General features: G+C 38.6%; 28 protein-coding genes. 11 read left to right on the top strand and 17 right to left on the bottom strand.

Translation table 11 applies throughout. The features are described from left to right. Positions 1 to 3: 3 nt before the first annotated feature. The 8 genes from PSF11_RS05275 to rluE form a co-directional block, all read right to left on the bottom strand. On the bottom strand, positions 4 to 1,128 hold the full coding sequence (locus tag PSF11_RS05275) for a ribosomal protein uL16 3-hydroxylase (protein ID WP_072502357.1): 1,125 nt from the start codon (positions 1,126 to 1,128) through the stop codon (positions 4 to 6). 86 nt (positions 1,129 to 1,214) lie between these two features. Beyond that, positions 1,215 to 2,672, bottom strand: coding sequence for a two-component system sensor histidine kinase PhoQ (gene phoQ / locus PSF11_RS05280; RefSeq protein ID WP_169342236.1), 1,458 nt, complete (start codon positions 2,670 to 2,672; stop codon positions 1,215 to 1,217). 1 nt (position 2,673) lies between these two features. Beyond that, complete coding sequence (gene phoP, locus PSF11_RS05285) at positions 2,674 to 3,348, bottom strand: two-component system response regulator PhoP (RefSeq protein ID WP_004920785.1); 675 nt, start codon at positions 3,346 to 3,348, stop codon at positions 2,674 to 2,676. A gap of 210 nt (positions 3,349 to 3,558) precedes the next feature. Further along, positions 3,559 to 4,929: an adenylosuccinate lyase gene (gene purB, locus PSF11_RS05290; protein WP_060561081.1), complete on the bottom strand. Its 1,371-nt coding sequence runs from the start codon at positions 4,927 to 4,929 to the stop codon at positions 3,559 to 3,561. Between the two features lie 18 nt (positions 4,930 to 4,947). Then, a complete protein-coding gene (gene hflD, locus PSF11_RS05295) occupies positions 4,948 to 5,580 on the bottom strand; it encodes a high frequency lysogenization protein HflD (RefSeq protein ID WP_072502356.1) in 633 nt (210 codons plus the stop codon). A gap of 2 nt (positions 5,581 to 5,582) precedes the next feature. Then, positions 5,583 to 6,686 (bottom strand): tRNA 2-thiouridine(34) synthase MnmA, encoded by a 1,104-nt coding sequence (mnmA, locus tag PSF11_RS05300; protein WP_004920779.1) that lies wholly within the window; start codon positions 6,684 to 6,686, stop codon positions 5,583 to 5,585. 181 nt (positions 6,687 to 6,867) lie between these two features. After that, positions 6,868 to 7,317: an NUDIX domain-containing protein gene (locus tag PSF11_RS05305; RefSeq protein ID WP_072502355.1), complete on the bottom strand. Its 450-nt coding sequence runs from the start codon at positions 7,315 to 7,317 to the stop codon at positions 6,868 to 6,870. Further along, positions 7,310 to 7,984 (bottom strand): 23S rRNA pseudouridine(2457) synthase RluE, encoded by a 675-nt coding sequence (gene rluE, locus PSF11_RS05310; protein ID WP_072502354.1) that lies wholly within the window; start codon positions 7,982 to 7,984, stop codon positions 7,310 to 7,312. The genes PSF11_RS05305 and rluE overlap by 8 nt, the downstream gene beginning before the upstream one ends. Before the next feature lie 806 nt (positions 7,985 to 8,790). Here rluE and icd point away from each other — a divergent pair. The 4 genes from icd to PSF11_RS05330 all read left to right on the top strand — a co-directional run bounded on the left by icd (position 8,791) and on the right by PSF11_RS05330 (position 12,186). Beyond that, positions 8,791 to 10,044, top strand: coding sequence for an NADP-dependent isocitrate dehydrogenase (gene icd, locus PSF11_RS05315; protein ID WP_004920773.1), 1,254 nt, complete (start codon positions 8,791 to 8,793; stop codon positions 10,042 to 10,044). A 262-nt stretch (positions 10,045 to 10,306) separates the two neighbouring features. Further along, entirely contained in the window at positions 10,307 to 10,582 is a 276-nt protein-coding gene (locus PSF11_RS05320; RefSeq protein WP_014656146.1) for a hypothetical protein, read from the top strand. A gap of 261 nt (positions 10,583 to 10,843) precedes the next feature. After that, positions 10,844 to 11,485, top strand: a complete 642-nt coding sequence (gene catA, locus PSF11_RS05325; protein ID WP_072502316.1) for a type A chloramphenicol O-acetyltransferase — start codon at positions 10,844 to 10,846, stop codon at positions 11,483 to 11,485. Between the two features lie 311 nt (positions 11,486 to 11,796). Continuing rightward, entirely contained in the window at positions 11,797 to 12,186 is a 390-nt protein-coding gene (locus tag PSF11_RS05330; RefSeq protein ID WP_004920765.1) for a nuclear transport factor 2 family protein, read from the top strand. 149 nt (positions 12,187 to 12,335) lie between these two features. Here PSF11_RS05330 and PSF11_RS05335 read toward each other — a convergent pair whose 3' ends face one another. Beyond that, a complete protein-coding gene (locus PSF11_RS05335; protein WP_040133235.1) occupies positions 12,336 to 13,178 on the bottom strand; it encodes an MBL fold metallo-hydrolase in 843 nt (280 codons plus the stop codon). Positions 13,179 to 13,322: 144 nt separating this feature from the next. Continuing rightward, a complete protein-coding gene (locus PSF11_RS05340; RefSeq protein ID WP_036940590.1) occupies positions 13,323 to 14,960 on the bottom strand; it encodes a methyl-accepting chemotaxis protein in 1,638 nt (545 codons plus the stop codon). Positions 14,961 to 15,321: 361 nt separating this feature from the next. Here PSF11_RS05340 and PSF11_RS05345 point away from each other — a divergent pair, with 361 nt between their 5' ends. Together PSF11_RS05345 and PSF11_RS05350 are read left to right on the top strand one after the other, a co-directional pair. Further along, complete coding sequence (locus PSF11_RS05345) at positions 15,322 to 15,660, top strand: GlpM family protein (protein WP_014656142.1); 339 nt, start codon at positions 15,322 to 15,324, stop codon at positions 15,658 to 15,660. 149 nt (positions 15,661 to 15,809) lie between these two features. After that, the gene (locus PSF11_RS05350) at positions 15,810 to 16,256 is read left to right on the top strand and encodes a hypothetical protein (RefSeq protein ID WP_041704994.1); all 447 of its coding nucleotides are present in this window, start codon (positions 15,810 to 15,812) and stop codon (positions 16,254 to 16,256) included. Here the strand turns inward: PSF11_RS05350 and PSF11_RS05355 are convergent. Both PSF11_RS05355 and PSF11_RS05360 read right to left on the bottom strand, forming a co-directional pair. Continuing rightward, positions 16,253 to 17,035, bottom strand: a complete 783-nt coding sequence (locus tag PSF11_RS05355; RefSeq protein WP_036940583.1) for a class I SAM-dependent methyltransferase — start codon at positions 17,033 to 17,035, stop codon at positions 16,253 to 16,255. The genes PSF11_RS05350 and PSF11_RS05355 overlap by 4 nt on opposite strands. Before the next feature lie 127 nt (positions 17,036 to 17,162). Then, a complete protein-coding gene (locus PSF11_RS05360) occupies positions 17,163 to 17,648 on the bottom strand; it encodes a GNAT family N-acetyltransferase (RefSeq protein ID WP_072502315.1) in 486 nt (161 codons plus the stop codon). A gap of 162 nt (positions 17,649 to 17,810) precedes the next feature. Here PSF11_RS05360 and PSF11_RS05365 point away from each other — a divergent pair, with 162 nt between their 5' ends. After that, the gene (locus PSF11_RS05365; RefSeq protein ID WP_036943916.1) at positions 17,811 to 18,155 is read left to right on the top strand and encodes a DMT family protein; all 345 of its coding nucleotides are present in this window, start codon (positions 17,811 to 17,813) and stop codon (positions 18,153 to 18,155) included. 51 nt (positions 18,156 to 18,206) lie between these two features. On the opposite strand, the gene PSF11_RS05370 is transcribed toward PSF11_RS05365, so the two are convergent. Next, positions 18,207 to 19,358, bottom strand: a complete 1,152-nt coding sequence (locus tag PSF11_RS05370; protein ID WP_014656137.1) for a pyridoxal phosphate-dependent aminotransferase — start codon at positions 19,356 to 19,358, stop codon at positions 18,207 to 18,209. A 292-nt stretch (positions 19,359 to 19,650) separates the two neighbouring features. Between PSF11_RS05370 and PSF11_RS05375 the strand changes: the two genes are divergently transcribed. Next, positions 19,651 to 20,154 (top strand): DUF1543 domain-containing protein, encoded by a 504-nt coding sequence (locus tag PSF11_RS05375; protein ID WP_014656136.1) that lies wholly within the window; start codon positions 19,651 to 19,653, stop codon positions 20,152 to 20,154. A 63-nt stretch (positions 20,155 to 20,217) separates the two neighbouring features. On the opposite strand, the gene PSF11_RS05380 is transcribed toward PSF11_RS05375, so the two are convergent. Beyond that, positions 20,218 to 20,574: a hypothetical protein gene (locus PSF11_RS05380; protein WP_004920739.1), complete on the bottom strand. Its 357-nt coding sequence runs from the start codon at positions 20,572 to 20,574 to the stop codon at positions 20,218 to 20,220. 306 nt (positions 20,575 to 20,880) lie between these two features. Then, positions 20,881 to 21,102 (bottom strand): hypothetical protein, encoded by a 222-nt coding sequence (locus tag PSF11_RS05385; RefSeq protein ID WP_004920733.1) that lies wholly within the window; start codon positions 21,100 to 21,102, stop codon positions 20,881 to 20,883. 336 nt (positions 21,103 to 21,438) lie between these two features. Between PSF11_RS05385 and PSF11_RS05390 the strand changes: the two genes are divergently transcribed. Further along, entirely contained in the window at positions 21,439 to 21,813 is a 375-nt protein-coding gene (locus PSF11_RS05390) for a hypothetical protein (RefSeq protein ID WP_014656135.1), read from the top strand. A 67-nt stretch (positions 21,814 to 21,880) separates the two neighbouring features. Here PSF11_RS05390 and PSF11_RS05395 read toward each other — a convergent pair whose 3' ends face one another. Then, positions 21,881 to 22,255, bottom strand: a complete 375-nt coding sequence (locus PSF11_RS05395) for a hypothetical protein (protein WP_004920727.1) — start codon at positions 22,253 to 22,255, stop codon at positions 21,881 to 21,883. A gap of 360 nt (positions 22,256 to 22,615) precedes the next feature. Next, positions 22,616 to 22,852, bottom strand: a complete 237-nt coding sequence (locus PSF11_RS05400; protein WP_004920724.1) for a DinI-like family protein — start codon at positions 22,850 to 22,852, stop codon at positions 22,616 to 22,618. Positions 22,853 to 23,503: 651 nt separating this feature from the next. Here PSF11_RS05400 and PSF11_RS05405 point away from each other — a divergent pair. Then, complete coding sequence (locus tag PSF11_RS05405; RefSeq protein WP_004920719.1) at positions 23,504 to 24,961, top strand: alanine/glycine:cation symporter family protein; 1,458 nt, start codon at positions 23,504 to 23,506, stop codon at positions 24,959 to 24,961. Positions 24,962 to 25,144: 183 nt separating this feature from the next. Continuing rightward, positions 25,145 to 26,053: an aromatic amino acid DMT transporter YddG gene (yddG, locus tag PSF11_RS05410; RefSeq protein WP_004920715.1), complete on the top strand. Its 909-nt coding sequence runs from the start codon at positions 25,145 to 25,147 to the stop codon at positions 26,051 to 26,053. Positions 26,054 to 26,067 lie beyond the last annotated feature (14 nt).

A 26,067-nucleotide genomic window follows, 5' to 3' on the forward strand; every position in this document is an offset into this window, starting at 1 on the left:
TGATTAGTCATCAAAGTACCAATAACCACTATTGATGAGCGCAGTCATTAACGCAATGAAATTCACGTCATCAATTGCATCACCAAGCTGCTGAGTATTCACCGCGTCATAACGGCATAGGCTATCTGCCGCAGCATAACAAGTCGTTTCTAAGCATTCACCATTAACAAAGAATTGATCGCCGACACGTAATGCCCTGAGGCCATTGAGTTTATACAAGGTCTCTTGCTGTGTTTTAAGCAGATCGTACACCTCATCTTGCTCATAAGGCGGCTCTGGCGGTGCAAGGTCTAGCTCATGGCGTGATTGTGAAATAAATTCACCGAGCCATTTACGGAAAAGCTCAGGGTCGTGGAGCATGGACTCCATCATTTCACGTAACTTGATTTGTTCGCCCTGCAAGATTTCAGCTGGGTTATCTCGGAATGAGAGGTCAGGGTCACTATAGCGGTAGCTCCCCAAATCATTGGAAATCAAATAATCCGCAAAGCTACTAATAAGCTCACGGGTATTCGGTGCACGGAAGCCAACAGAGTAGTTGAGAGAAGGCTCAATGGCGTAACCTTCATGTGGGAACCCAGGTGGAATATACAGAATATCCCCCGGCTCCATCTCTTCATCAATAATGGCATCGAATGGTTGCACTTGCAGAAGATCAGGGTGAGGGCAGTGTTGTTTCATCGGCACTTTTTCACCAACGCGCCAACGCCTACGACCTTCACCTTGAATGATAAAAACATCATATTGGTCTAAATGTGGGCCGACACCGCCGCCAGGAACAGAGTAGGAGATCATTAAGTCATCCATTCGCCAGTCAGACAAGACTCTAAAGGGTTTCATCAACGCCGCGCTGGGATGATGCCAATGGTCAACGGCTTGTACTAGGATAGACCAATTATCTTCGCCTAAGTGGTCATAACTTTCAAAAGGACCATGAGCAACTTCCCATAACCCTTCTTTATGGCTGACTAAACGACTGTCAACCTCATCTTCCATCGCCAGTCCCGCGAGTTCATCAGGCGAGATAGGATCAATAAAACGTGTAAAACCATTTTTAATGAGTAAAGGGCGTTTCTGCCAATGACTATCTAGAAAACTCTGCCAGTCAAGATTCAGTTTATAATCCATCTTATTGTCCTGCGTTAACATATCTATTGATAGTATACCTGAATTTGCCGCCATAGCAGGGGTTAAACAAGCGCGATGATCACAGATTAATTATCTTGATTCACTTCTTGCCGACGAAAAGTTACTTCCACTCGTGCACCACCGAGCGGGCTGTCACTGATCGTAATATCGCCATCATATTGGTCAATAATTTCAACGGCGATAGATAAGCCAAGGCCTTGACCGGGCCTTAAGGTATCAACACGTTGCCCCCGCGCAAAAATAAGGTTACGTTGGCTTTCGGGTACACCGGGGCCATCATCATCGACAGTGATCACCAAATGGTCATCCCCAACACGGGCGGTCACTTCGACGAACTCAAGGCAGTACTTACAGGCGTTTTCCATTATGTTGCCCATCACTTCCATAAAGTCATTCGGTTGGCCTAGCCAAGTCACTTCAGGCGAAATATCAACGGTAATCGAGACACCTTTATTTTGATAAACCTTATGTAAGGCGCTAGCAAGACTATCGAGCAAAGAGGGAACTGAGGATATCTCGCGCAACATAAGGTTATTGTCACCTTGAGCAGAAGCCCGATGCAAGTAATAACCCACTTGTTGAGAAATACGACCAATTTGCTCAAGCATCACAGGCTCTGCTTGCTCAATCGTCATCTGTTTACCTGTTCTTAGTGAGCGCAAAGTGGACTGTAAAACGGCAAGAGGGGTTTTTAGGCTATGGGTTAAATCAGAAAGCGTGGTGCGATATTTGCTATAACGCTTACGCTCGTTAGTCAGCAAATTATTTAAGTTTCGAACCAAGCCACGCAACTCATAAGGTGGATTTTCATCCAACATCTCGCGTTCACCTTTTTCTAGGCTACTAATTTGTGAAACGAGCGATTTAATGGGGCGCAAGCTCCAATAAGCGGCGAGCCAAAGTAGAGGGATCACTAAAATAAGATTAGCAAGCAGTACATAGCCAAACCATTCCCAGACTAACCCCGTTTTTTGTAAGTCCTGAGGCAATGTATCAACGACCACAATAGTCAGCGGTGGGAGATTTTCTGTCGCACCATATTGATTGACGGACACTGAGTGGGTTAGCGGCTCGTCATTATGGTTCATATCATCAAGTTTACTGTTAAATTCAGGGTTGTTTTGTAACAACAGGCGAGTTTCACCGATATCAGTGTCAATTTCATACAACCCTTCTTTTTTTAACCAATCACGGCGAATGAGGTTTTCGACGTTAGGCATTTCCCGTTGGCGCCATAGAACCTGCCCGTTTTCATTGTATATTATGATTAACGTTGGATTATTTAAGGTGAAGTTAGGCGGTACGCGAATATCAATTTTGTTATTTTGCCACTGCACTAAACTATAAATAAGATTGCTTTGGCTACGTAACAAGGTATAGGTCGTTTTATCAAAACTAATTAAATAGCCTAATATGGCGACAATACCATAGGAGAGCGTTAGGGCGAGGATCACCGCTGAGGTCGCACACAAAAAGCGTGCCCTCAGGGATAAAGGCTTAAATTTAAATTTCTTTAGCCGCATATTAGCCATTCACATCAAAACGATAGCCTTGCCCACGGACAGTCACTATCACGTCATTAGCATGAAACTGCTGTATTTTTTTACGTAAACGGCCCATTAACACATCAATTGTATGGCTTTCACGTAGCTCAGCATCAGGGTAGAGCTGGCGCATCAACGAATCTTTGCTAACCACTTTCCCATTGTTACGTAGCAAAGTTTCAATAATCGTGTATTCAAAAGCGGTTAATTTAACGGGTTCACCATTTACCGTGAACTCTTTTCTTGATAAATCAATGACGAAGCCATCTAATTCTAATACCTGAGAGGCGAGGCCACTATTTCTGCGCATCAGAGCTTGCATACGTGCAACCAGCTCTTCAAGATGAAAAGGCTTAGTAACATAATCATCTGCACCACTATTGAGCGCTTGGACCTTTTCTTGCCAACTTTCACGTGCAGTTAGTACCAGTACAGGAATGTTGATTTGTGTACTGCGCCAGCGCTTGATCATAGATAAACCATCTTCATCAGGTAACCCTAGGTCGACCATCGCAATATCGGGACAGCTTTCACGTAAAAAATAGTCAGCTTCTTTAGCGTCTTCGGCTGCATCGACTTGATGACCAAGCTCTTTGAGTTGAACCGTTAGGTGGTGACGAAGAAGAGCATTGTCTTCAACGATAAGAATACGCATCTAAAACCTCACATTAAAAAGAGAGAATTGCTCGATATTATTGCAACAAGAATAGCATTAGAAGCTCTATGGTAAAAAGATAAGCGCTTTACAACAAGTGATTAAGTAAACCAAAGACAAACAAACCCAAGATATGGGCAGAAACAGTAAAAGTAGGCGGGATATTTCCTGCCTACTTTTGCTTAGAGAGAGGACTTAAAAAGGTGAAAATTATTTTAACTCATCAATAAAAGTGACAGCGTAACCAATGTAATTAGCTGGCGTCATCCCTTTCAAGCGCGTTTTTTCTTCTTCTGGAAGGGCAAGTCCGTCGATAAATTGCTGCATGCCTTCAGCCGTGACGCGTTTACCGCGAGTAAGCTCTTTAAGCTTCTCATAAGGTTTTTCAATGCCATAACGGCGCATAACGGTCTGAATAGGCTCAGCAAGTACTTCCCAGTTTTGGTCTAATTCATCGAGCAGGTGTTGCTCATTAACTTCTAATTTATTTAAACCTTTTAGGGTAGATTGATAAGCGATTAGCGAATAGCCAAGACCAACCCCCAGATTACGCAATACAGTCGAGTCAGTCAGGTCACGTTGCCAACGTGAAACCGGCAGTTTGCTCGCTAAATGGCCCAATACTGCATTCGCTAAACCTAAGTTACCCTCTGAGTTCTCAAAATCAATAGGGTTAACCTTATGTGGCATGGTTGAAGAACCAATTTCACCAGCAATGGTTTTTTGTTTGAAGTGATTCAGTGCAATGTAGCCCCAGATATCACGGTCAAAATCTAACACAATGGTATTAAAGCGTGCGACACAATCGAACAACTCGGCAATATAATCATGCGGCTCGATTTGCGTGGTGAATGGGTTCCAAGTAATACCTAAAGAAGTGACAAATGTTTCGCTAAACTCGTGCCAGTTAACTTCTGGGTAAGCTGCGATATGCGCATTATAGTTACCAACCGCACCATTAATTTTACCTAAGATCTCAACTTGCTCTAACTGACGGTATTGGCGCTCCATACGGTAAGCAACGTTCGCAAACTCTTTACCGATTGTTGACGGTGTTGCTGGTTGACCATGGGTACGTGACAGCAAAGGTAGGTGACGATATTCCTGAGCCATTGCTTTAACTTTGTCAATAATTTGACGCCATTGTGGCAGTAGCACTTCTTCTCGCGCTGTTTTTAGCATCAGCGCATGAGATAAGTTGTTAATGTCTTCAGAAGTACAGGCAAAGTGAATAAATTCAGAAACAGCGTGTAATGCAGGTACTTGCGCCACTTTTTCTTTTAGAAAGTACTCGACGGCTTTCACATCATGGTTAGTTGTACGCTCGATCTCTTTAATGCGCATAGCATCTTTTTCGCTGAAGTTCGCAACAATTGCATCTAGGTAAGCGTTTGCGTCATCATCAAATGATGGAACTTCTTTGATTTGAGCGGTTGCCGCCAGTTTTTGTAGCCAGCGAACTTCAACTTGCACGCGAAATTTCAGTAAGCCAAACTCACTAAAAATAGTGCGTAGTGCGCTGACTTTATCACCGTAACGGCCGTCAATCGGGGATACAGCGGTCAGTGAGGATAATTCCATTGGTAGCAACTCCAAATTTTAAAAGTGAGACAGAATTTCTTTCGCCTGATTACTCAGACGGCTTCGGGAAAACATTAATTGCAGACGACTTCCCCCAACTTGCTGCCAGAGTACAGCACTACGGATACCACTGAGCAAAAGTGTTCTGACTTTCGCTTGAACCAGTGAATTTTTTAAAATATCAGGGGAGCCAGTCACTTGAATCCGAGGGCCTAGTGGACTAATTACATCCACGTAGATCCCCGCTAATGCGTTAAAAACACCGTCAGACATAGGGTCAAAATAGCTTGCTTGACGCTCAAACTGTTCGATTCGTTGCCCGAGCTTATCCATAGCTTGTTGATTCTTATTGAGGCGGCGTTCTAGTACGATAATACTGAGCATATAGCGGGTCACTTCAGCGGATAATGCGCTTGCGTTATTGCCGCCAGATAGCATGCCAAGCATCGCACCAAGACCTGTTTTTAGGTTGATAGGGTCATTCCCATAAACATCGATGGTGGAAGATGGATTCATGTTGGTTAAGCTATTGACCATGACTTCAAGATCATGGTCGTTACAACTACCTTCTTGTGCAAGTTTTTGAACCATGTAACTGGCTTGGCAGATGCCCGCGAGCGCAAGTGTGATATCGCGATAATTTTTAGCCACAACTACTCCTGAATACGAGATTCGATAATACCGCCACCTAGACACACTTCATCAAGGTAAAATACGGCTGATTGACCTGGAGTCACTGCTGCAACAGGGTAATCAAAAATAACTTCAACTTTCCCGTCATTAAGTGGCGTGACAGTACAGGGGATGTCAGCTTGACGATAGCGGGTTTTGACAGCACAACGCAGTGTTTGTGTTAAAGGCTCTCTGTCGACCCAATCTAATTGTTGGGCGATCAAACCTGTTGACATCAGACGAGGATGTTCATGCCCTTGTGCAACAATTAGGCGATTATTTTCAACGTCTTTATCGACAACGTACCAAGGTTCATCCGAGCCTTCTTTCATACCACCAATACCCAGCCCTTTACGTTGGCCTAGCGTGTGGTACATCAAACCTTCGTGTTGACCAATGGTTTCACCATCAACGGTCACAATAGGGCCTGGTTGTGCAGGTAAATAGCGCCCAAGGAAATCACGGAATTTACGCTCACCAATAAAGCAAATCCCCGTAGAGTCTTTTTTCTTTGCGGTGACTAAACCGACTTCTTCTGCAATACGGCGGACTTCTGGTTTCTCTAATTCACCAACAGGGAATAGGCTTTTAGCAATTTGCGCATAGCTGAGGGTATAGAGAAAATAGCTTTGGTCTTTATTGTTATCTAAGCCTCGAAGCAATTGGCTTTTACCATTCACATCGCGGCGGCGCACATAATGACCCGTTGCGATATAGTCGGCACCGAGATCTTCTGCGGCAAACTCAAGGAAGGCTTTGAATTTGATCTCTTTGTTACACAAAATATCAGGGTTTGGCGTACGGCCTGCTTTGTACTCGGACAAAAAGTGTTCAAACACATTATCCCAATATTCTGCTGCAAAATTAATGGTATGAAGTTCAATGCCTAATTTATCGCAAACAGATTGTGCATCAGCAAGATCGGTCGCGGCGGAACAATACTCTTCGTCATCATCCTCTTCCCAGTTTTTCATGAACAGACCAACAACCTGATACCCTTGCTGTTGAAGCAAATAAGCTGAAACGGATGAGTCTACACCTCCGGACATACCGACGATGACTTTTTTTTGGCTGTTATCTGACATGGAATACTCTCACTGCGGAAAAATTAAGCCCCATACTTTACCATGTTGTACCCTTGTTACGCCAGCGTTAGCAGGGGGAATATTCTAATCATGATTTCTGCTCGAAATGGGTATTGGCATACCCGCAAACGATAAGTATCTGTTAGCGCTTAGAGCCAGCCGTGTTGTGACACAACGTGAATCAGCCAAAGTGCTCCCCAAATGCGGATAACACATCAAGTGGATATTGGGTGCCTTCGAGAAAACAACGTATGCTTTCGGCGACAAGCGGTGAACGCAAGCAATCACTGTTCAAAATATCCTGCGCGCTCACCCAATGGCAGCAAGTGATATCGCTATCTTGTGGCTGGGTATCACAACGCTCAGGCAGTTCCAATGCAAAGAGAAAGCGAATAAAGGGGGTATTATCGGGAGCTATCCATTGGTGAATTTTAAGCAGTTTTTGCGGTCGCCCTTTAATGCCCGTTTCTTCGAATAATTCACGTTCAGCAGCGGCTAATAGTGTTTCATCTGCTTCTAGGTGACCTGCGGGTTGGTTCCACGTCGGTTTGCCATTGACCCATTCTTCAACAACCAAAAACTTATCCTTCGCATGGACAATCGTTGCGACAGTAACATGAGGTTTAAACAAGAGTGATCTCCTTCCATTCACCAGGTGCTAAATTATTAAGAGTATACTCACCAATTTGATAGCGAATTAGCCGCAAAGTCGGATAACCAATATGCGCCGTCATGCGCCTAACTTGACGATTTCTTCCTTCACTAAGTGTGATTTTTAGCCAGCTAGTCGGGATGTTCTTACGTTCACGAATTGGTGGGGTTCTCGGCCATAACCAATCAGGTTCATTGACTCGTTCTATACCAGCAGGGCGTGTCGGACCATCTTTAAGAGTCAGACCTTGGCGAAATTTCACAAGAGCCGCGTCATCAGGGATACCTTCAACTTGCGCATAATAGACTTTATTGGTGTTTTTTTGCGGTTGTGTTAAACGCGCTTGTAATTTCCCATCATTAGTCAAAATGAGTAATCCTTCACTGTCACGATCTAACCTGCCAGCTGCATAAACATCGGTAATTGGAATATATTTTTTTAGGGTATCTCGGCCTTGCTCATCGGTAAACTGCGGTAATACATCGAAAGGTTTATTAAATAAGATCACTTTACGCGACGTAAGGGGCTTAGATTGAGTCCGAGATGACAATGAAGAACGAAAATGCTCAGAGGTGGCTTTTGACCCAAACTTGCGCGGCGCTTTCTTACTGGTTGGTGGTCTAGCTTTATAATTCGATGTAGACATGAGAATCCATTTTAACAGATTAACTAAATATTGATAAAAACAGGCCAACAAAATGTAGGCTGAGCTTTCAGTGTAGTTGATTTTTAAGAAAAATGACACAAAAGAGCAAAGAGGGAGATGAGGTTTATTGTCAATCACAAAGAGAAGATAAAAAATGTCATTTAAAGAGGGGCATTTAAAAAAGTTCAAAATGAAAGATATAAAAGTATAAGGAGACGGAGATAGTTTATTATTTATTAAGCTTGAGAATAATTTTTTATATTTAAAGTTGTATCTCTATCTAGAGATGTTAATTTTATACATCTAAGGCGCATGAGCTTATCTTATTGATAAACTTAATAGAAGAATAATAGGGATTATTTTTATCAGTGGTTATTAATTAAAAAAAACAAATAATATAATAAAAAACTTTAAAATCATTAAATCTGTTAAAACCTATTAATTTACAATGATAAATTGCTTTAATAAACCTAGTTTATGTGAGCAAAACGAATTTTTCTTAATAGCATTTAAGATAAACTGCAAATAGTCTCTTTTTTCAACAACTATTCATTTATTCACTAAATCATCGAAGCAACATCTTGGTTACGTAATTTCTTTAAGATTAGACTTTTATCGTACCTTGTTGATTTAATGGGAAATGTGTTAACTAAATCAACAAAAAATGTGAGTCAGTTAGTACGTTTAATGCGATCCGCATAAAACCTTGAACGACTAACCATTGGCGTTAGAGAAAGTTTGAAGTAGTATTGACAGGTCTCTTACAAAAAATTAACAAGCAAATGCGCAAGTGAAAGGAGAGGTTAATGGAAAGCAAAGTAGTAGTTCCGGCAGAAGGCGCTAAAATTACCATTGATGCTAAAGGCAAACTGAATGTTCCGAACAACCCGATCATTCCTTACATCGAAGGTGATGGTATTGGTGTTGATGTGACGCCAGCGATGTTGAAAGTGGTTGATGCAGCAGTTAAAAAAGCCTACAACGGCGAGCGCAAGATTTCTTGGATGGAAATCTATACCGGCGAAAAATCTACTCAAGTTTATGGTAAAGATGTTTGGTTACCGCAAGAAACTCTCGATTTAATCCGTGATTACCGTGTTTCAATTAAAGGCCCTCTGACAACCCCAGTTGGCGGTGGTATTCGTTCTTTGAACGTAGCGCTACGTCAACAACTCGACCTCTATATCTGTCTACGCCCAGTGCGTTACTATAAAGGTACGCCAAGCCCTGTTAAGCAACCTGAACTCACTGATATGGTTATCTTCCGTGAAAACTCAGAAGATATCTATGCGGGTATTGAATGGAAAGCAGGTAGCGCAGAAGCAGATAAAGTCATTAATTTCCTGAAAAATGAAATGGGTGTAACTAAGATCCGTTTCCCAGAAAATTGTGGTATTGGCGTTAAACCTTGCTCAGAAGAAGGAACAAAACGTCTAGTTCGTGCTGCGATTGAATATGCTATCGATAACGGTCGTGATTCAGTGACTTTGGTTCATAAAGGCAACATTATGAAGTTCACTGAAGGTGCCTTTAAAGATTGGGGTTACCAACTGGCATTAGAAGAGTTCGGTGGTGAGCTACTTGATGGCGGCCCATGGGTGAAAATTAAGAATCCAAAAAATGGCAAAGACATCATTATCAAAGATGTGATTGCTGATGCGTTCTTACAACAAATTCTTCTGCGCCCAGCGGAATATGATGTTATCGCATGTATGAACCTAAATGGTGACTATATTTCTGATGCATTGGCGGCACAAGTTGGTGGTATCGGTATCGCTCCTGGTGCAAACATTGGTTCAGAATGTGCACTGTTTGAAGCAACACATGGTACAGCACCTAAGTATGCAGGTCAGGATAAAGTGAACCCAGGTTCAATTATTCTTTCCGCAGAGATGATGTTACGTCACATGGGCTGGACAGAAGCCGCTGACCTAATCGTTAAAGGTATGGAAGGCGCAATCGAAGCTAAGACTGTAACGTATGACTTCGAACGTCTGATGGACGGCGCTAAACTACTGAAATGTAGCGAGTTCGGCGACGCGATTATTAGCCATATGTAATTTATTACGTGGTATGATTAATAACGGGAGCGTAATGGCTCCCGTTTTTTGTTGTCTTAAATTAATTTGATTGTTCTTTTTGGGTTACCTGCCTTAAGGTAGGTATTATATTATTTCTACCATAATTAATTTACCAAAAGACAAAAGTGATAGACCTAGTATTGAAGAGCTTAGAAAAAAATATATGGGGAAGATATAAAAATATTTGTTGGTTTGTATTGGTATAAAAGTAATACAATAACATATTAATAACAGGAGTTTTATGGATGGGCTAATTGTTATTACATTCTCAATCATTATCGGTTTTATTGCTCTGGTCCTTATCCTTCCGGTTATTATTTTATCACTGTTTGATAAAAGCAGGGAAGCAAAGAAGCAATCAGTAACAAAGTATCAACGTGAAATGGAGAAAATAGAGAAGCCAGAGGTAATAGCAAAACAGATTGATAATGAAGAAAGGATGACCTTGATAATTTTTAGTATAGTTATTCTTATCGTATTGGTAGTAATAATTTATATTCTCTTTTGCTACAGATAACCCGCTTCTTAAGGCGAATTACTCGGGAAATGTAGCTGATTATCGTGAGCAACAGCGATAAAAATGACGGGATCATTTAGACATGCTAGAAATATGATGGATGTTTTTAGTTAGGGTTTAGTGTTTGTGCGGAATTTTGCTATTATTATTACCTATCGCATTTTGAGCTAAAAGTGGAGGGAAAATGTTATCCATCCAGACAGAGAGAATGCCCTTCTGATTAAAGTCATTTAGTAAATAAAAATTCAGAAGGGATATGTTATGAACTATACAAAATTTGATGTAAAAAATTGGGTTCGCCGTGAGCATTTTGAGTTTTATCGGCATCGTTTACCATGTGGTTTTAGCTTAACAAGCAAAATTGATATCACGACGTTAAAAAAGTCATTGGATGATTCAGCGTATAAGTTTTATCCGGTAATGATCTATCTGATTGCTCAGGCCGTGAATCAATTTGATGAGTTGAGAATGGCGATAAAAGATGATGAATTGATCGTATGGGATTCAGTCGACCCACAATTCACCGTATTCCATCAAGAAACAGAGACATTTTCAGCACTGAGTTGCCCATACTCATCCGATATTGATCAATTTATGGTGAATTATTTATCGGTAATGGAACGTTATAAAAGTGATACCAAGTTATTTCCTCAAGGGGTAACACCAGAAAATCATTTAAATATTTCAGCATTACCTTGGGTTAATTTTGATAGCTTTAATTTAAATGTTGCTAATTTTACCGATTATTTTGCACCCATTATAACAATGGCAAAATATCAGCAAGAAGGGGATAGACTGTTATTGCCGCTCTCAGTACAGGTTCATCATGCAGTTTGTGATGGCTTCCATGTTGCACACTTTATTAATCGGCTACAAGAGTTGTGTAACAGTAAATTAAAATAAGCTCAGGTTAAATTAAAGGGTTTCATATCTAGTGAAGCCCTGTTTTATTATGTTTTGAGTTAACTTATCTTCAATGGCGGTCATAGAACCGACTGTTTACCCTCAAATAAATGTGTGAGCCGAATTATTATATCATCCTTCCGCAAAAGGCTAAAAACCATAAATAATAAAATGTTTTTTGTCGGCTTTTGTTCGCACTTTTTATCTGTTTCTAGGCATTTTATGATAATTTTTTAAAGGTAAGCTTGAAATAACACGTCGATGCCAAGATATCTATCAAATCATGATATATAAACTAAATGGGATAAAGAATGAATAAGATAAAATTTGTTGAACAAGCTCTAACGGATGTGCTTGGCAAAGAGATTGGTTCAGTGGAAGTGATTGAACAATATTTTTCGCCAAACTACATACAAATTGTCGACGGTAAAAAAATTAATTATGAAGAATTTGTTGCGCATCTTAAGGTATTAAAAGAGGCCACGAATAATATTAGTATTACCATAAAATCCATTGCCGAAGGGCAAGACTGTGTACATACCCAACATATTGCACATGCTGAGAAAAAGAGCGGCGATGTCAGTGAATTTGAAGTATTTGCCTGCTTCCATTTATCTGAAGGGAAAATCGTGCGTTGTGAAGAATTAACACGCATGATTGCTGGTGAAAAAGCAGATGGTGACCTTGGCTCTCGAGTTTAATTATAGCACTATCATTAATTTACTAAAAACATTGAAAATAAGTCAATCATGTTAACGCCATGTTGCAATGGTGACTTTTTTACTGTTATTTCGCTGAAAAACATAAAGAGTGACGAAAAAGATTTTTATCGTCACTCAATTTGATTTAATTATGAAGGGTAAGTTAACACTAATCCAACGCCAACTTCTTTAATGGCTGCAAACTTGGAAAGATGAATTTTAGCCGCTAAATCCGTACAATGGCAGGGATGTATTTGATCGACATTAAGTTGGCTAAAATAGTGCCCAGTTTGATTTAAAACCTCATCAGAGGCTTCTTGTAAATGGAAACCGCCGATGACTGTCACTATCTTATCTATTTTTGTCACTTGTTTTGCATATTCAACAATATTGCAAATACCTGAATGCGAACATCCGGTAACTATAATCAACCCTTCCGTGGTTTTTATTGCCAATGCACTATCGTCCCAAACATAGTCATCAATAGTTTGATGGTCTGCATTAATCGTCGTTCCAATAGGTTCTTTCCCTTCAAAAGTATTATTTCTCGGGATCTGCCCTAAGAATATAACATTGTCGGAAAGGTAAAACGGCTTATCTGTTTCATAGTTATCAAAATAAGCCTTTAATACATCTTTGGGGATATTGGCACCAATCACTTTGGTGTCAAATTGCTTTGGAAGAAGTGCATCTGGATGGTAAATCAAGCGGATCTTTTGTGGAAAATAGCAATTACGTCTATCGTAGTGCTGTATTAAATGATTCAGTCCCCATGTATGGTCGTTATGTCCGTGAGACAGGGCTAAATCAGTGATCGTAGCAAGGTCTATCCCTAATGTGTGTGCGTTATCGATAAAAATATCGGAGTAACCAGTGTCAAAAAGAATTTTATGGTCATCAGCCTCGATATGGTAGCAAACACCTGGCTCACCACAAAAGTAGCTATCGATAAGGGTATTGTTATCAACAAGTACAGATATTTTTATTGTCATTTTTACTCATTATTTAATTGGTGAATAGCTAATTAGTCTTACTGTTATATCAGACAAAAAGCAATGAATATCCAATTAAAAATGCTTTTCTAGACAGTCGTAAAGGCAGTTACTGAGTAACTACCTTGTTTGGACGAGTATGGCTTATTCTTGGTTATGCGATTTGGTTGGTGTAGAGGTAGGTTCAATGTGAAAGGTCGCAATGATCTCCTCAAGTAATTCAGACTGAGTTTTTAAGGATTGTAATGAACCTTGCAATTCTTTCGTCATTGCCGCATTCGCTTGGGTGGTGTTATCGAGTTCATTAATTGCAATATGGATTTGTCCAACACCATGAGTCTGCTCATTAGACGCATGCGAGATGTTCTGTATCATTTCATTAATATTAGCGGTACTTCTTGCGATAGCCACAATATTATCGTTAGCATCAGCGGCTAATTGGAAGCAGTGATGAATTTTTTCATTTGAATTATCAATCAGCACTTTGATTTCTTTAGATGCTTGATTACAGCTCATCGACAGCTCACGTACCTCATTTGCAACAACAGCAAAACCTTTGCCATGCTCGCCAACTCGGGCGGCCTCTACTGCGGCATTTAAAGCCAATAAATTAGTTTGAAAGGCAATATTATCAATGGTTGATGTGATTTTGCTGATCTCTTTAGAGAAATCGACGATATCATCCATGTTCTCAACGACGTCAGAAATAAGTTCACTACTCTTATCAATAGTAATGCCGTTCTGTGCCATTAGTTGGCAGGATTCATGAGTATGGGCGCTATTAAGTTTAAAGGATGAATCTAATTCCTCTATACTTGCAGCCGTTTCCACAATAGCAGCGGCTTGTTGATCTGCACGAATAGATAGGTCCTGATTCATTTGAGTGATATCACCGATCTCATCTTTGATAGTATGGGTATTAGAATAGATATTTTTGACGATATTAATTAACTTACTCTGCATATTCGAAACATGCTGTTTCAACAGTTTAATTTCTGCTAACCCTTTATTGTCAAAATGATGGTGAAGGACCCCTTGACTGACTTTTTCTATGCCATCAATGACTTGATTAAGAGGGCGAATAAATAAATGTTGTAGAACTAAACGTACGAGTAAGGTTACCAATGTTAGGCTAATGATCACCGCGATAATACCAATCAGACTTTTGCGATACAATTCTTCGCTTGCCGCGGTGATATCATGATAACCCTGATTTAACTGCTGATGATAATAATTGAAATTTTGTTCGAAAGTATCTTGAAAACCTTGTGTAGGTTGATTTAAGAATTCATAAGTTTTTCCTTGAACTAAAAATAGAGATAGTTCCATTAACGCTGAATGTAATTGAGTATAGCTTTGTTGTAACTCATTAAATGCTAATTCGTTTTTATTTTGTGTTAATTCTGTAAAAGTTGCCCATTGTGATTCGGTTTTATTCATCTTCTCCTGAAATTGTTGAACTAAACTATCAATATCAGTATTAGCAGTTTGCATTTTGTTTATCACTAACAAATGTCTTGAGCTGGCTCTATTTAAGGTATTTCGAGCCTGTAAAAGAGATTGCCATGTATCATTTAGTGCAGACTGCTCTTGATAAATATCATCTAGTCTTTCCAGTGCCGTTTGATAATTTTTAAGATAACTAAAAAATAACCAACATGAAGAGAGTAATAGTAGGATCAGTAATCCAGATAATATCCAAATGAGAGTTGTTGTTTTAAGACCTGAAAATGAGAACCGGGAAAAAGGGGAATCAGTTTTTTGTGAAGTCGCGAACATCATTATTATTTCCTTACATACTGTCGGTAACATGTTTCAACACGTACAAATAAACGACTTATTTGATATAAGGTGATGATCAAATCGCTAAGTGATTTGCTACACACCTTATGGTGGTCATACAGAAGTCAGGTGTAGGTATTCCCTAATGGTATCGGCAGGAAATGCGTATACTTTATATTCAAACTGAATGCTAACCGAAATATAACGAGGGCTTAATCGAGGAAATTGAAATTAACTTATTGTTTTATAATTATTATTTTTTGGTGGCACAGCAATGTACCTAAGCAAAAAAATAACTGATTACTTTTTTATATTTAGAGATAATATAACTGTTAATGTTATTAAATAATAAGATACCACTATGCTTTCATTGTTCTTAAAGTGTTCATTAGGGGCATTAGCCGTTTTAATTATTGCTTTACTATCAAAAAGTAAGACATTTTATATAGCAGGTTTAGTACCTTTGTTCCCAACATTTGCCTTGATCGCCCATGTGATCATTGTTCAAGAGCAGGGAGCATTAGCATTACGTAAGACCGCATTATTTGGTATATGGTCATTAATTCCATATCTATTGTATTTACTGACAGTCTATTGGCTCGCCACAAAATTTTCAGCGTGGTTTTGTTTAGGGTCTGCGACGGTTGTCTGGTGTCTCTCAGCGGCGATATTGATCTACCTCTGGAGAATATATCAATAATTCACAAAAGACAGTGCTATATGTCTCCTTATCAGGAATAATTATTTTTTAATGTAAATAATTCATTCTGCGCTCACTTATTTGTCGCATTTTGTTACAATTTCAATATAGTAATTAGGTACGTTTTATAAAAAATCGCTGTGGTAAAAATGTTATTAAGAAGCCTAGTTCTGTTGCTTATGGTTGGTGGTGCTTATATTGCGGGTATTATGACGAATATCGCTCAAGTATCAGAATTCGACACTAAAAAGAAAATTGAAAACTCAGTAGAAGATTTTCTCGCTTACCCAACGGCGGCTAAGTATCGAAATGTTAATTACCATGTGCTGAATAAAACCCAGGATGGTGAAGAAACGGGTTATTATTGTGGTGAAGTATTTGGGTTTAAAAATGAGTTACCCTATGGCTTTAAACGGTTTATCGTGCGCTCCCATAAAAATGCGTCAGGTAACACGATGGTATCCATTCCTTTTGTTGAAGAAATTGATGACATTATCCCAATAGAACAATTTGAATTTGTATGGGAAAAATATTGCCAGCCAAACAAGCAGGCTGATTTATCAAAAAATCAGCTTTCATCATTTCTAAATGACTAGGCGGTTTTAATCGCAAATGTCGCTAAAAAAGTCGGCAGGTAATGGTCAATAACAAATCGAGGGTTAGGTTGCCAATCTTCATAAAACCCAGCGAGCTGAAAACCGGCCTTCATTTGTCCACCAATTAAATCGGTTAATGAATGACCAAAAACAAAAGCTTCTTGATTTTGCTGTTTCAAGTGGATTTGTTCCTGGGTTAATGCCTCTATTTCAGAAAAAGGCATTTTATAAGTCGGCTTAATTATTTGTTGCTCCTTATATTGTGGGTCACGGTCACCGACAAAAACGATTGGGTTAAAAAAGCTGGATAGTAGTCTGCCATGTGTATTTAAAACACGATGACATTCACGCCAAACAGGATTTACATCCGGTATATAAAGATTAGAAATAGGGTGGAAAATGAGATCAAAGTGGTTATCTGGAAATACGTGTAGATCTCGCATATCACCTTGAATAGTTTCTAGTTTTAAATTCTCACGAATAGCAACTTGTCTATCTTGTTCTAATTGTTTATCTGATAGGTCAAAAACAGTGACATCAGCACCAGCAGCAGATAAAACAGGGGCTTGTTGCCCTCCCGCTGAGGCTAGACATAGAATTTTTTTCCCTTTTATATCGCCAAGCCACGCTTTAGGTAATGGCGAAGGCGTCAAATGAACTTGCCATTCACCTTGTTTTGCTTTTGCAATGGTCGGAGAGTCAACGGGAATTGACCAAGGCTGTTGCAGTAAAGCTTGCTTATCCCATGCTTTTTGATTAGCGGCTAAAAAATCAGTCATAAAAAGAACTCCTCAAAACATTATTTTACTAATGTAACGTAAGAAACGAGGAATGAAAACAAAAATGTACTGCTTGGTACATTTTATGGGGGTATTGTGGAAAATGGAACTGTAGCGCTATGATGGTTTATGGTTTAACTAAATAGTAGAGAATATGCTCGAAGGTAAATTCAGCAATTTTCTGCATACCTAATTTCTGATGTGCTTTTAAAGAGCGTATGTTACTACTATTAATAAATGCGACGGGTTGACCGGTCTGTTTAGCACATATCGTGTCATACAGGGATTTAAGAATACTTTTCCCTCGATATGCAGTATCAATACATACGGGACCGTAAAACCAATTATTTTCTATAATGGGGGTAAAGTGTTGGGTGATATATTGCGCCAATGCAGGGAGGGTTTTAGCGTGAGGGCTAAAACTAAAAACAACGCCAACAATATGTCCATTTTCATAGGCTACAACGGTATGACTTGCGCTAGCAAACATCCCTTTAACTTTACCTAAAGGGTACTCACCTAATAACCCACCACCTTGTGATTGTGCGTTAATTTGCAACAATTGGGCAACTTTTTCACAATCCGTTATTTCCATGAATCGGTACTGGATCATAATACGATTCCTCAAAATCTCTTCATTTATTGATGAATATAGCAGGTGGTTTTACCAATAAGGATCCGCAGTGTCGATAGTGAGAGTGAAAAATAAATTCTAATGAATTTTATTTGTTTTGATCTCATAATGGTCAAAATTATCTGCTCAACGTTAACCAAAATGCTTGCTAAATCTTATCCTATTTTATTATTAGTGATTTCAAATGTTTTTATGATGTTTGCATGGTATGGACACTTAAAGTTTACAGATAAGCCACTGTATAGCATCATTTTTTTCAGTTGGTTAATTGCATTTGTAGAATATTGCTTTGCGGTTCCAGCCAATCGGCTAGGGCATCAATATTATAGTGCAGCTGAATTAAAAACGATGCAGGAAGTTATCACACTTTGTGTCTTTGTGGTGTTTTCTGTGCTTTATCTTGGGGAGAGTATTTCGATAAACCATATTATTGGCTTTATTTTGATCTTTGCGGGCGCCTTTTTTATCTTCAAAGGCCCATTTTAAGGGCTTAAATATGTCTCTCCCCTGTCTTAAATACAGGGGAGAGACGAGCGACTATACCCAACCTTTCTCGCGGAACTGTTTTAATACAATAACAAATTGCTCCATCTCTTCGGGGGTACCTAGCGTTAAACGGCTCCAACCCATTGCTGGTGGAAATTCACGTCCAACCATAATGTGCGCATCGGCCATTCTTTTTTGGTATGTTTTGACATCACCTTTAACTTTATGAAAGATAAAATTCGCTTGTGAAGGGGCATAGGTAATACCGAGTTCATCTAATGCGGTTTCAACGATTTTTCTAGATAAGTTATTGGATTTCAGACTATATGCAATAAATGATTTATCCTGCAAAGAAGCAAGAGCGGCAACGGCGCCAGCTGTATTGGTATTATCTAAAGGTAAAAACGCATCAATGGCAGCAATAACTTCAGGGGTTGCGATACCGTAACCAACACGCAGTCCTGCTAACGCAAAAATCTTTGAAAAGGTGCGAGTGACAACAAGGTTATTTTTACCCTGTTTCACAAGCTCAATGGCACTGATAAATTTCGGGTCTTCAACGAATTCAGCGTAGGCTTCGTCTACGATGAAAAATTGTTTATCTGAAGATTTATGCATCCATTCGCTTAATTCGCTTGCTGGTGTGATCATCGCCGTTGGGTTATTTGGGTTACAAATATAAATGATTGATAACCCATCAAATTCATCAGCAAGTTGTTCCATTTTTTTTAGGTCGAATGACAAATCTTCTTTTAACGGAACTTTAGTGATTTTACCTGCAAATGATTGAGTATATAACTCGGCGTAATTGAATGTTGGGTCGGGCGTAATAAGTTGAAGTCCTTGATTTTGTTGGCGTGCTTTTGCTGCTAGCATCGCAACGGCAGCTTGGATGGTTTCTGAAGAGCCATTTCCCAATGTGACATGCTTGTCGGTCAAGGCATAGTGTTTACCTAGTGCTGCAATTAGGTCAGCTCTAGCATCATCAGGATAGCGGAATGAACCGGGTAGAGCGGCAATAACGGCATCTTTTGCTTTTGGCGACATGCCGAGTGAATTTTCATTAAAATTAAGCAGCAAAGGGTGTTGCGCATCAAGCAAAAATTGCGTTTTTGTTTCCGCAATAGCTTGATTGAAAAGAGAGTTTACAGCTAATCCGCCCATAACGGCTGAGCTTGTTTTTAGAAAAGAACGACGATCCATGGTGTTTCCTTGCAAAAAAATAGTAATCATTAGATTACTGAAAATAGATTTGTTGTAAATAATTATTTATCACAAGTGATTATTTATTCATTTTGTTAAGATCGGACTTTAAGCAAAATACAGGTTAATTATTACTTTAATATATTGATAAATATAAATAATCACTCAGAATTTATGGTTTGTTGTGATAAAAAATTTCTTTTCATACATCAATGGTTGTATAATGAATTACATATCGATGGTTGTATAATGAATTACATATCGAAGGTTGTATAATAATTTGGATGATAAAATGAAGTTATTTATGTTTTATGTTGGTGGCAATGCAGGGAAGTCAAATATAGAAGTTCATGATATTCAATTCGTTGTAGCCGAAAAACCGACAGATGCTTGGCCTGCATTGCGGGAAGCTTGGTTTGGCGATAAGGATAAGATCCATATCGACGGCTATGCAACGATTAATTGGGTGGATGGATTTAAAATCGAACTACATCAGGAGCCTTCTTTAACGACACAGCGGCTATACTTTATTAATGTTGGAGGGTATCAGCCATCTACTCTGGCCGAACTGCATGAGTTTGATCTATTCGTTGCTGAATCGGCGGCGGAAGCAAAGCAAAAAGCGATTAATGCATTATTAGTTAATTGCCAACAGCAGCATAAAGACAATTTAAAGGATGTTGATGATTGTCTCTTATTGGATCAAATTGGCAATTATTATATTCACCTTATCCCTCAGCCAGACGGTGAGCATTTTAAGCCTGAATGGCAAGGCTATCAGCCTATCGGTATATGATTTTTATCTCGTAGGTCGTTTGATGATGTGAGTTGTAGGGCAGTGTTAACTGCCCTAATTCGTTTATCGCTGTTGAGGGGTATTATTGTTTGAAATTTCAATAACGGAGACTCGAACAACGTATTGTTTACCACTTTCTCCCTTTGGCGCATCAGCTGCAATTTTTTTCAGGGTCTCATCTGGCTGAGTTGTCTGAATTGACGTTGAATATTGCATAGCTCCATTATGGCGACCATAGTGACGTCCAGAACCGTTGTAGTGACGGTTATTATCACAAGGGCGGTCATTATATTGTTGCTGATTGTGATAACCATTTTTATGCCAAGCACCATCACAATAATTATTATCGTTATATGCGAAAGAAGAAAAGCTAATGGCAAATAAACTTGCTGAAATAAAAAGAGGCTTTAAATAATTCATATTTATACTCCTGTTGGGTACCGACTAATAATTATTTTGGCTCTTTTATTTATTATTTCAATGTTATTTACCTAAATAAAGAGATATATCATAGTTTCATCACTAACTACTCTTATTTCCTTCACAATGAAAAAAAGTTGTATTGATCTTTAAAATAAAGTAACTATTTTTATTTTTTATAGGCAGTAATACGTAATAAACATATTGGTATTTTGAATACGCTTCTTCTTTCAGTCGCAATTAATTGATTTATTAGTAATTTTTATGTTGATTGGCACGGGTTAAATTGGTTATGGCATGCTACCGTTATAGATCAGAGAAAAACTTCGCTAATTTACTCAATGAACTAATTGAAGCGACGGCAATCTCTTTATTATAATCGTCACATAAAACTAACAATCTATCAATAGCGTCTTCTTGCTCGATTGAACATTTATAATCACCTAAAGCATTAATTGCCGCTATTTTTACATCGTTGTTAGTACCATAAGTAAGCTCAACAAGATTTTTTACGATCCTCTCTTTCATTCTATTCCCATATTTAAATGATAATCATTTCTCAATTATAATATTATGAGTGAAATTAGAAAACGTTTTTTTTATTAATGAATAATGAAAAAATATAAAAATTAAATATCAAATTAATGTGATGGAATATTATATTGAATGAAAAATTAATTAAATTGACAATATTATAAGTTAATTAATAAAAGATAAGATATCCTTAATAACGGCTTATAGAACACGCTTGTTGTATTCACCAATAAATCAAATTTTGGCGAACTTGGCTCATTTTGTTCACATAAAACAAGTTAATATCGTTATAATTAGTCTGACTAGCTAAATGCCAAGAAGGATTATGTATTGAAACGTATAAAAACCAAACTGTTTATCGTCATTTTGATTATTATTGCTGGCTTTGTATATCAATATGTTACAGCAATTCATGACTCCGACATTCAAAAAATGGCTCAGCAATTGGTCGAAAATAAACTCGCCTCACAGCAACCTGTGAACTTCAATGACGTTAAGGTTGTTAAGCGGAATCAATACAAAGAAGGTGAAAGTGTAGGCGTATGCGGCACATATCAGGTCGGTAATGATGGTCGTGCACTACTTTTTGTTGCTAATATTGATATTCGTGACGGGCAATTTTCAGGGAAGAATCAGTTATTGTTGAGCGATAACGAGGACATTCAGGCCTCTATCAAGACGATATGCCAAAAAGAGCAACCATAACAGCTCATGAGATAATAGAATGTGCCCAGTTTCGATAGAGACTGGGTACATTTTTATAGATTGATGCTTATTTCGTTTTGTTCAACAGAAGCTCAGTTTGGATTTTGCAAGCGGAGATTGAGTCATTTAGCGATTTCGCGAATTCGTCCTGGCTCTTAAAGCTACCTTTATTATCGCGGATGGTTTTAATGACAACAGCCAAGTTCTTTTGTAAATCAGCTTCGTTTGTCTCTAATTTAGCGAGATCAACATTTTTACTTTTTAGCTGAGTAAGTGCATCTGCTGCTAATTCGTTGCTGCTTTTATCTGAACGATAGGCATCATTGAGTGTTTGGCCTGTAATATCACAATAATCAATGGCAGTTTGGCTAATATTTAGTGGTTCATTAGCGCCTAGTGCGATAATCGGTGTAAAGCATACAGCAAGTAAAAGACGTTTCATGGCAGTACCTCTAGTTTTACACTAAATGAATTTTAACTTTATCGGATAATAGACAGAGACTATAGCAGAATAGGCCGAAAAGAGGGTGTCCTAAGTATTATTTCGCATTTTGAAACAAAAAAGAGCCAGTAAAAACACTGGCTGCCATATTGAGCAAAAGCAATGTAAATGAAAATTACGTTATATAATTTATCATACAACGGTAATAAGAAAAGCGGTTTTATGACTAAGATTAGCTGATTTTGTAACAAATATGATCTTGATCAGCAATTGCCATTATGGAGAGATGGAGGAGGAGAGAGTAACCAGCCTTTAATTTAATGAATATAAGTAAAGGCTGGCTAAAACATAGGCGAATAATTATTTTGACCAATGCCCATGATGGAGAACGTCTTCAACTAATTCATGAAGAACGATATGAGCTTCTTTGTCATCATGAAAACCAGAAGTTTCAAATGTAGTTGCTCCAGTATCATGAATAATATAGAGATCGCTACCTGGATAAACTTCTAATACCCTTGCTCTTAGTTCTGAAGCAAATGCGTCATAAAGGCTTTGGGATACAGCATCATCAGAGATTTTAATGGTGATTTTCATTTTTTAACCTTAAATAGGGTTTCGATTTAATTGTAAATTTTATGGTGATGTATAAATAGAAGCAATAATCATTTTTCAATGCTCTTTTTACGATGTTTTTTTTAAATGTTCTATTTGCTTGTTTAATAAACAGTTTGAGGGTATTCACCCTTAATATAAGGCGATAAATTTATTGAATAATAAACTGAATATGTTGGTGAAATTAAATTATTCATTTTATTAGTAGAGCAGGAATTATTAATAATAAAGAAATATGTATTTATAAAAGGGAATAATATAAGATTTTGATTATTATATAACCAAGTTGGTGAATAAAGCGATAATATCATAAAATCAAATGATTAACTTTATGAGTTCACTCTTGTTGTGAGTGCAATTTGTTGATTTTAAATTAAAAATATTATCTAGCACACATCTTTATATTAGGTATTTATATAACAAATATCAATCTTAAAATTTAAACTTAAAAAATGTTTTACACGGAAGATAAAAAAATATAGTTTTATGACTCTTTGTTTTGTATTTCATTGTGCACGTTTAGGGATTGGTTTCTTATAATCGAAAGGGTGCTTGGTGAGATGAAACATTACAAAGATTATCATTAATTATACAGCGATCTTTATTTACATATAATAAAGTAAGGGGAATGGTTTGGTAGAAATCGTAAATTATCTAAACGACATTGTTTGGGGGTCGCTCCTCATCTATTTATTACTTGGCGTAGGTGTTTACTTTACACTTCGTACAGGATTTATTCAGTTTCGCCATTTTGGTCATATGTTTGGTGTTTTAAAAAATAGTAATCAAGCCGATAAAGCAGGGATATCGTCTTTTCAAGCATTGTGTACCAGCTTAGCGGCTCGGGTGGGAACAGGGAACTTAACCGGTGTTGCCATTGCGATAACGGCAGGAGGCCCTGGAGCCATTTTTTGGATGTGGGTGGTTGCGATGTTAGGGATGGCAACCTCATTTATTGAATCAACCCTCGCTCAATTGTACAAAACAAAAGATGACCAAGGAAATTATCGAGGCGGTCCTGCCTACTATATGCAAAAAGGGTTAAACCGCCGTTGGATGGGCGTGTTATTTTCCATCTTTTTAATTATTGCATTTGGATTGGTATTCAATGCCGTTCAAGCAAACTCAATTGCACAAGCAACTGCTGTAGCATTTGATTTTAACCCTCTATATGTTGGCATTGCGCTTGTGGTGATGAGTGGTGTTGTTATTTTTGGCGGATTAAAATCAATTGCAAAGGTTGCTGAGCTAATCGTTCCTATTATGGCATTGGCTTATTTACTGCTAGCATTTTGGGTACTTGGACATCATATTGAACGCTTACCTGACGTCTTTATGATGATTATCCGCAACGCTTTTGGGTTACAGGAAGCGGCAGGGGGGGCAATTGGTTACGGTGTTGCTCAAGCGATGACTCAAGGTATCCAGCGCGGGTTATTTTCGAATGAAGCGGGGATGGGGTCTGCACCGAATGCAGCCGCTTCTGCCGCTCCATATCCCCCACATCCTGCTTCACAAGGTTATGTGCAAATGCTGGGTGTTTTTATGGATACGATTGTTATTTGCAGTGCGACGGCGATCATTATTCTCTCGTCTGGTGTACTTGAAAACCCAATGGATAAAATCAGCGGAATTGAATTAACGCAGCAGGCCTTGTCATCTGTCGTGGGAAGTTGGGGGTCAACCTTTATCGCAATCGCAATCTTTTTCTTTGCATTCACTTCAATTATTGCCAACTATGCTTACGCAGAGAGCAATATGATATTCTTAGAAAATAATCACACCGCAGGTTTGCTTATCTTGCGCCTAGCTGCATTAGGCATGGTGATGTTTGGTGCCTTAGCCGAGATGCCATTGATATGGAAAATGGCGGATTTATCGATGGGGCTGATGGCAATTACTAATTTAATTGCCATCTTGCTACTGTCTGGTATCGCGTTTAAATTAACCAAAGATTATAACTTGCAAAGGAAAGCAGGAAAAATTCCTACATTTGATATTGCTCAGCACCCTGAATTAAAAACGCAGGTAGAAGAGGGGATTTGGGATAAGGAAAATGTAGCCCAGTGGGATAAGCAAAAATCTATTTAATCATCATAAAAATAAGAGTCATGTCATTCTGGCTGGCTCTTATTTCCCTTTTATTGACGCCGATGTCAGCTAGCCCATTTTCACTCAATTTAATAAAGGTTATCAATAATACTTGCTTTCTAATAGGCTGAGCTTTAAGGTTTTTCTCATAAATTCAAAACTAACGGTTAAATTGAGTAAACAATGAAATTAGGGCAACATGCAGCAACATTTTATGGCGTAGTCTCTATTTTACTGTGGAGTACGATTGTTGGTTTAGTGCGAAGTGCGAGTGAAAACTTTGGTGCTGTTGGTGGAGCCGCATTAATTTATAGCCTTGGTACTGCCATTCTGGTTGTATTTATGGGGTTTCCCAAAATTCGTGCTTATCCTAAGCGCTACTTAATTTGGGGAACATTACTCTTTGTTAGTTATGAAATGTGTTTTGTATTAGCTCTGGGGTTGGCAAAAGACCGACAACAGGCTATTGAATTAGGGATGGTGAATTATTTATGGCCCAGCTTTACGATAGCATTAGCTGTTTTGTTTAATCGCCAGCGGTTTACTCTATTGCTTGGTATTGGGCTACTGTTAGCATTTGCTGGGTTAATATGGGTCATTTCGGGTGATCAACCTATTTCAGTCGCGGCAATTGCGGATAATATTTCAAGTAACCCATTAAGTTATTTACTCGCTTTTATTGGAGCTGTCCTCTGGGCGTTTTATAGCAATGTGACTAAGCGTATTTCTGGGGGGCATAATGGAATGGTGCTATTTTTTCTACTCACTGCGATAGGGTTATGGATACTTTTTGCGTTTGAACCTAATAAGCAATTCAATATTTCATGGCACAGTATCACATTGCTGTTAGTGGCATCCTTAGCAACAGGCGGTGCGAATGCGTTATGGACGCTCGCTGTGATCCGAGGCAATGTCGCTTTATTAGGTACGTTATCTTACTTTACACCTGTCATATCAACGGCGTTTTCGTCAATTCTATTAAGCACTGCGCTGACATTAGGTTTTTGGCAAGGAGTGGTAATGGTAACTCTTGGGTCGATTATCTGCTTTCTTGCAACTCGGCGGCCATCTAAGGTAAAAAGCGCCCAATAAAGTAGGGCGCTATC

This window comes from Providencia sp. PROV119, from assembly GCF_028482435.1.
GTDB lineage: Bacteria > Pseudomonadota > Gammaproteobacteria > Enterobacterales > Enterobacteriaceae > Providencia > Providencia stuartii.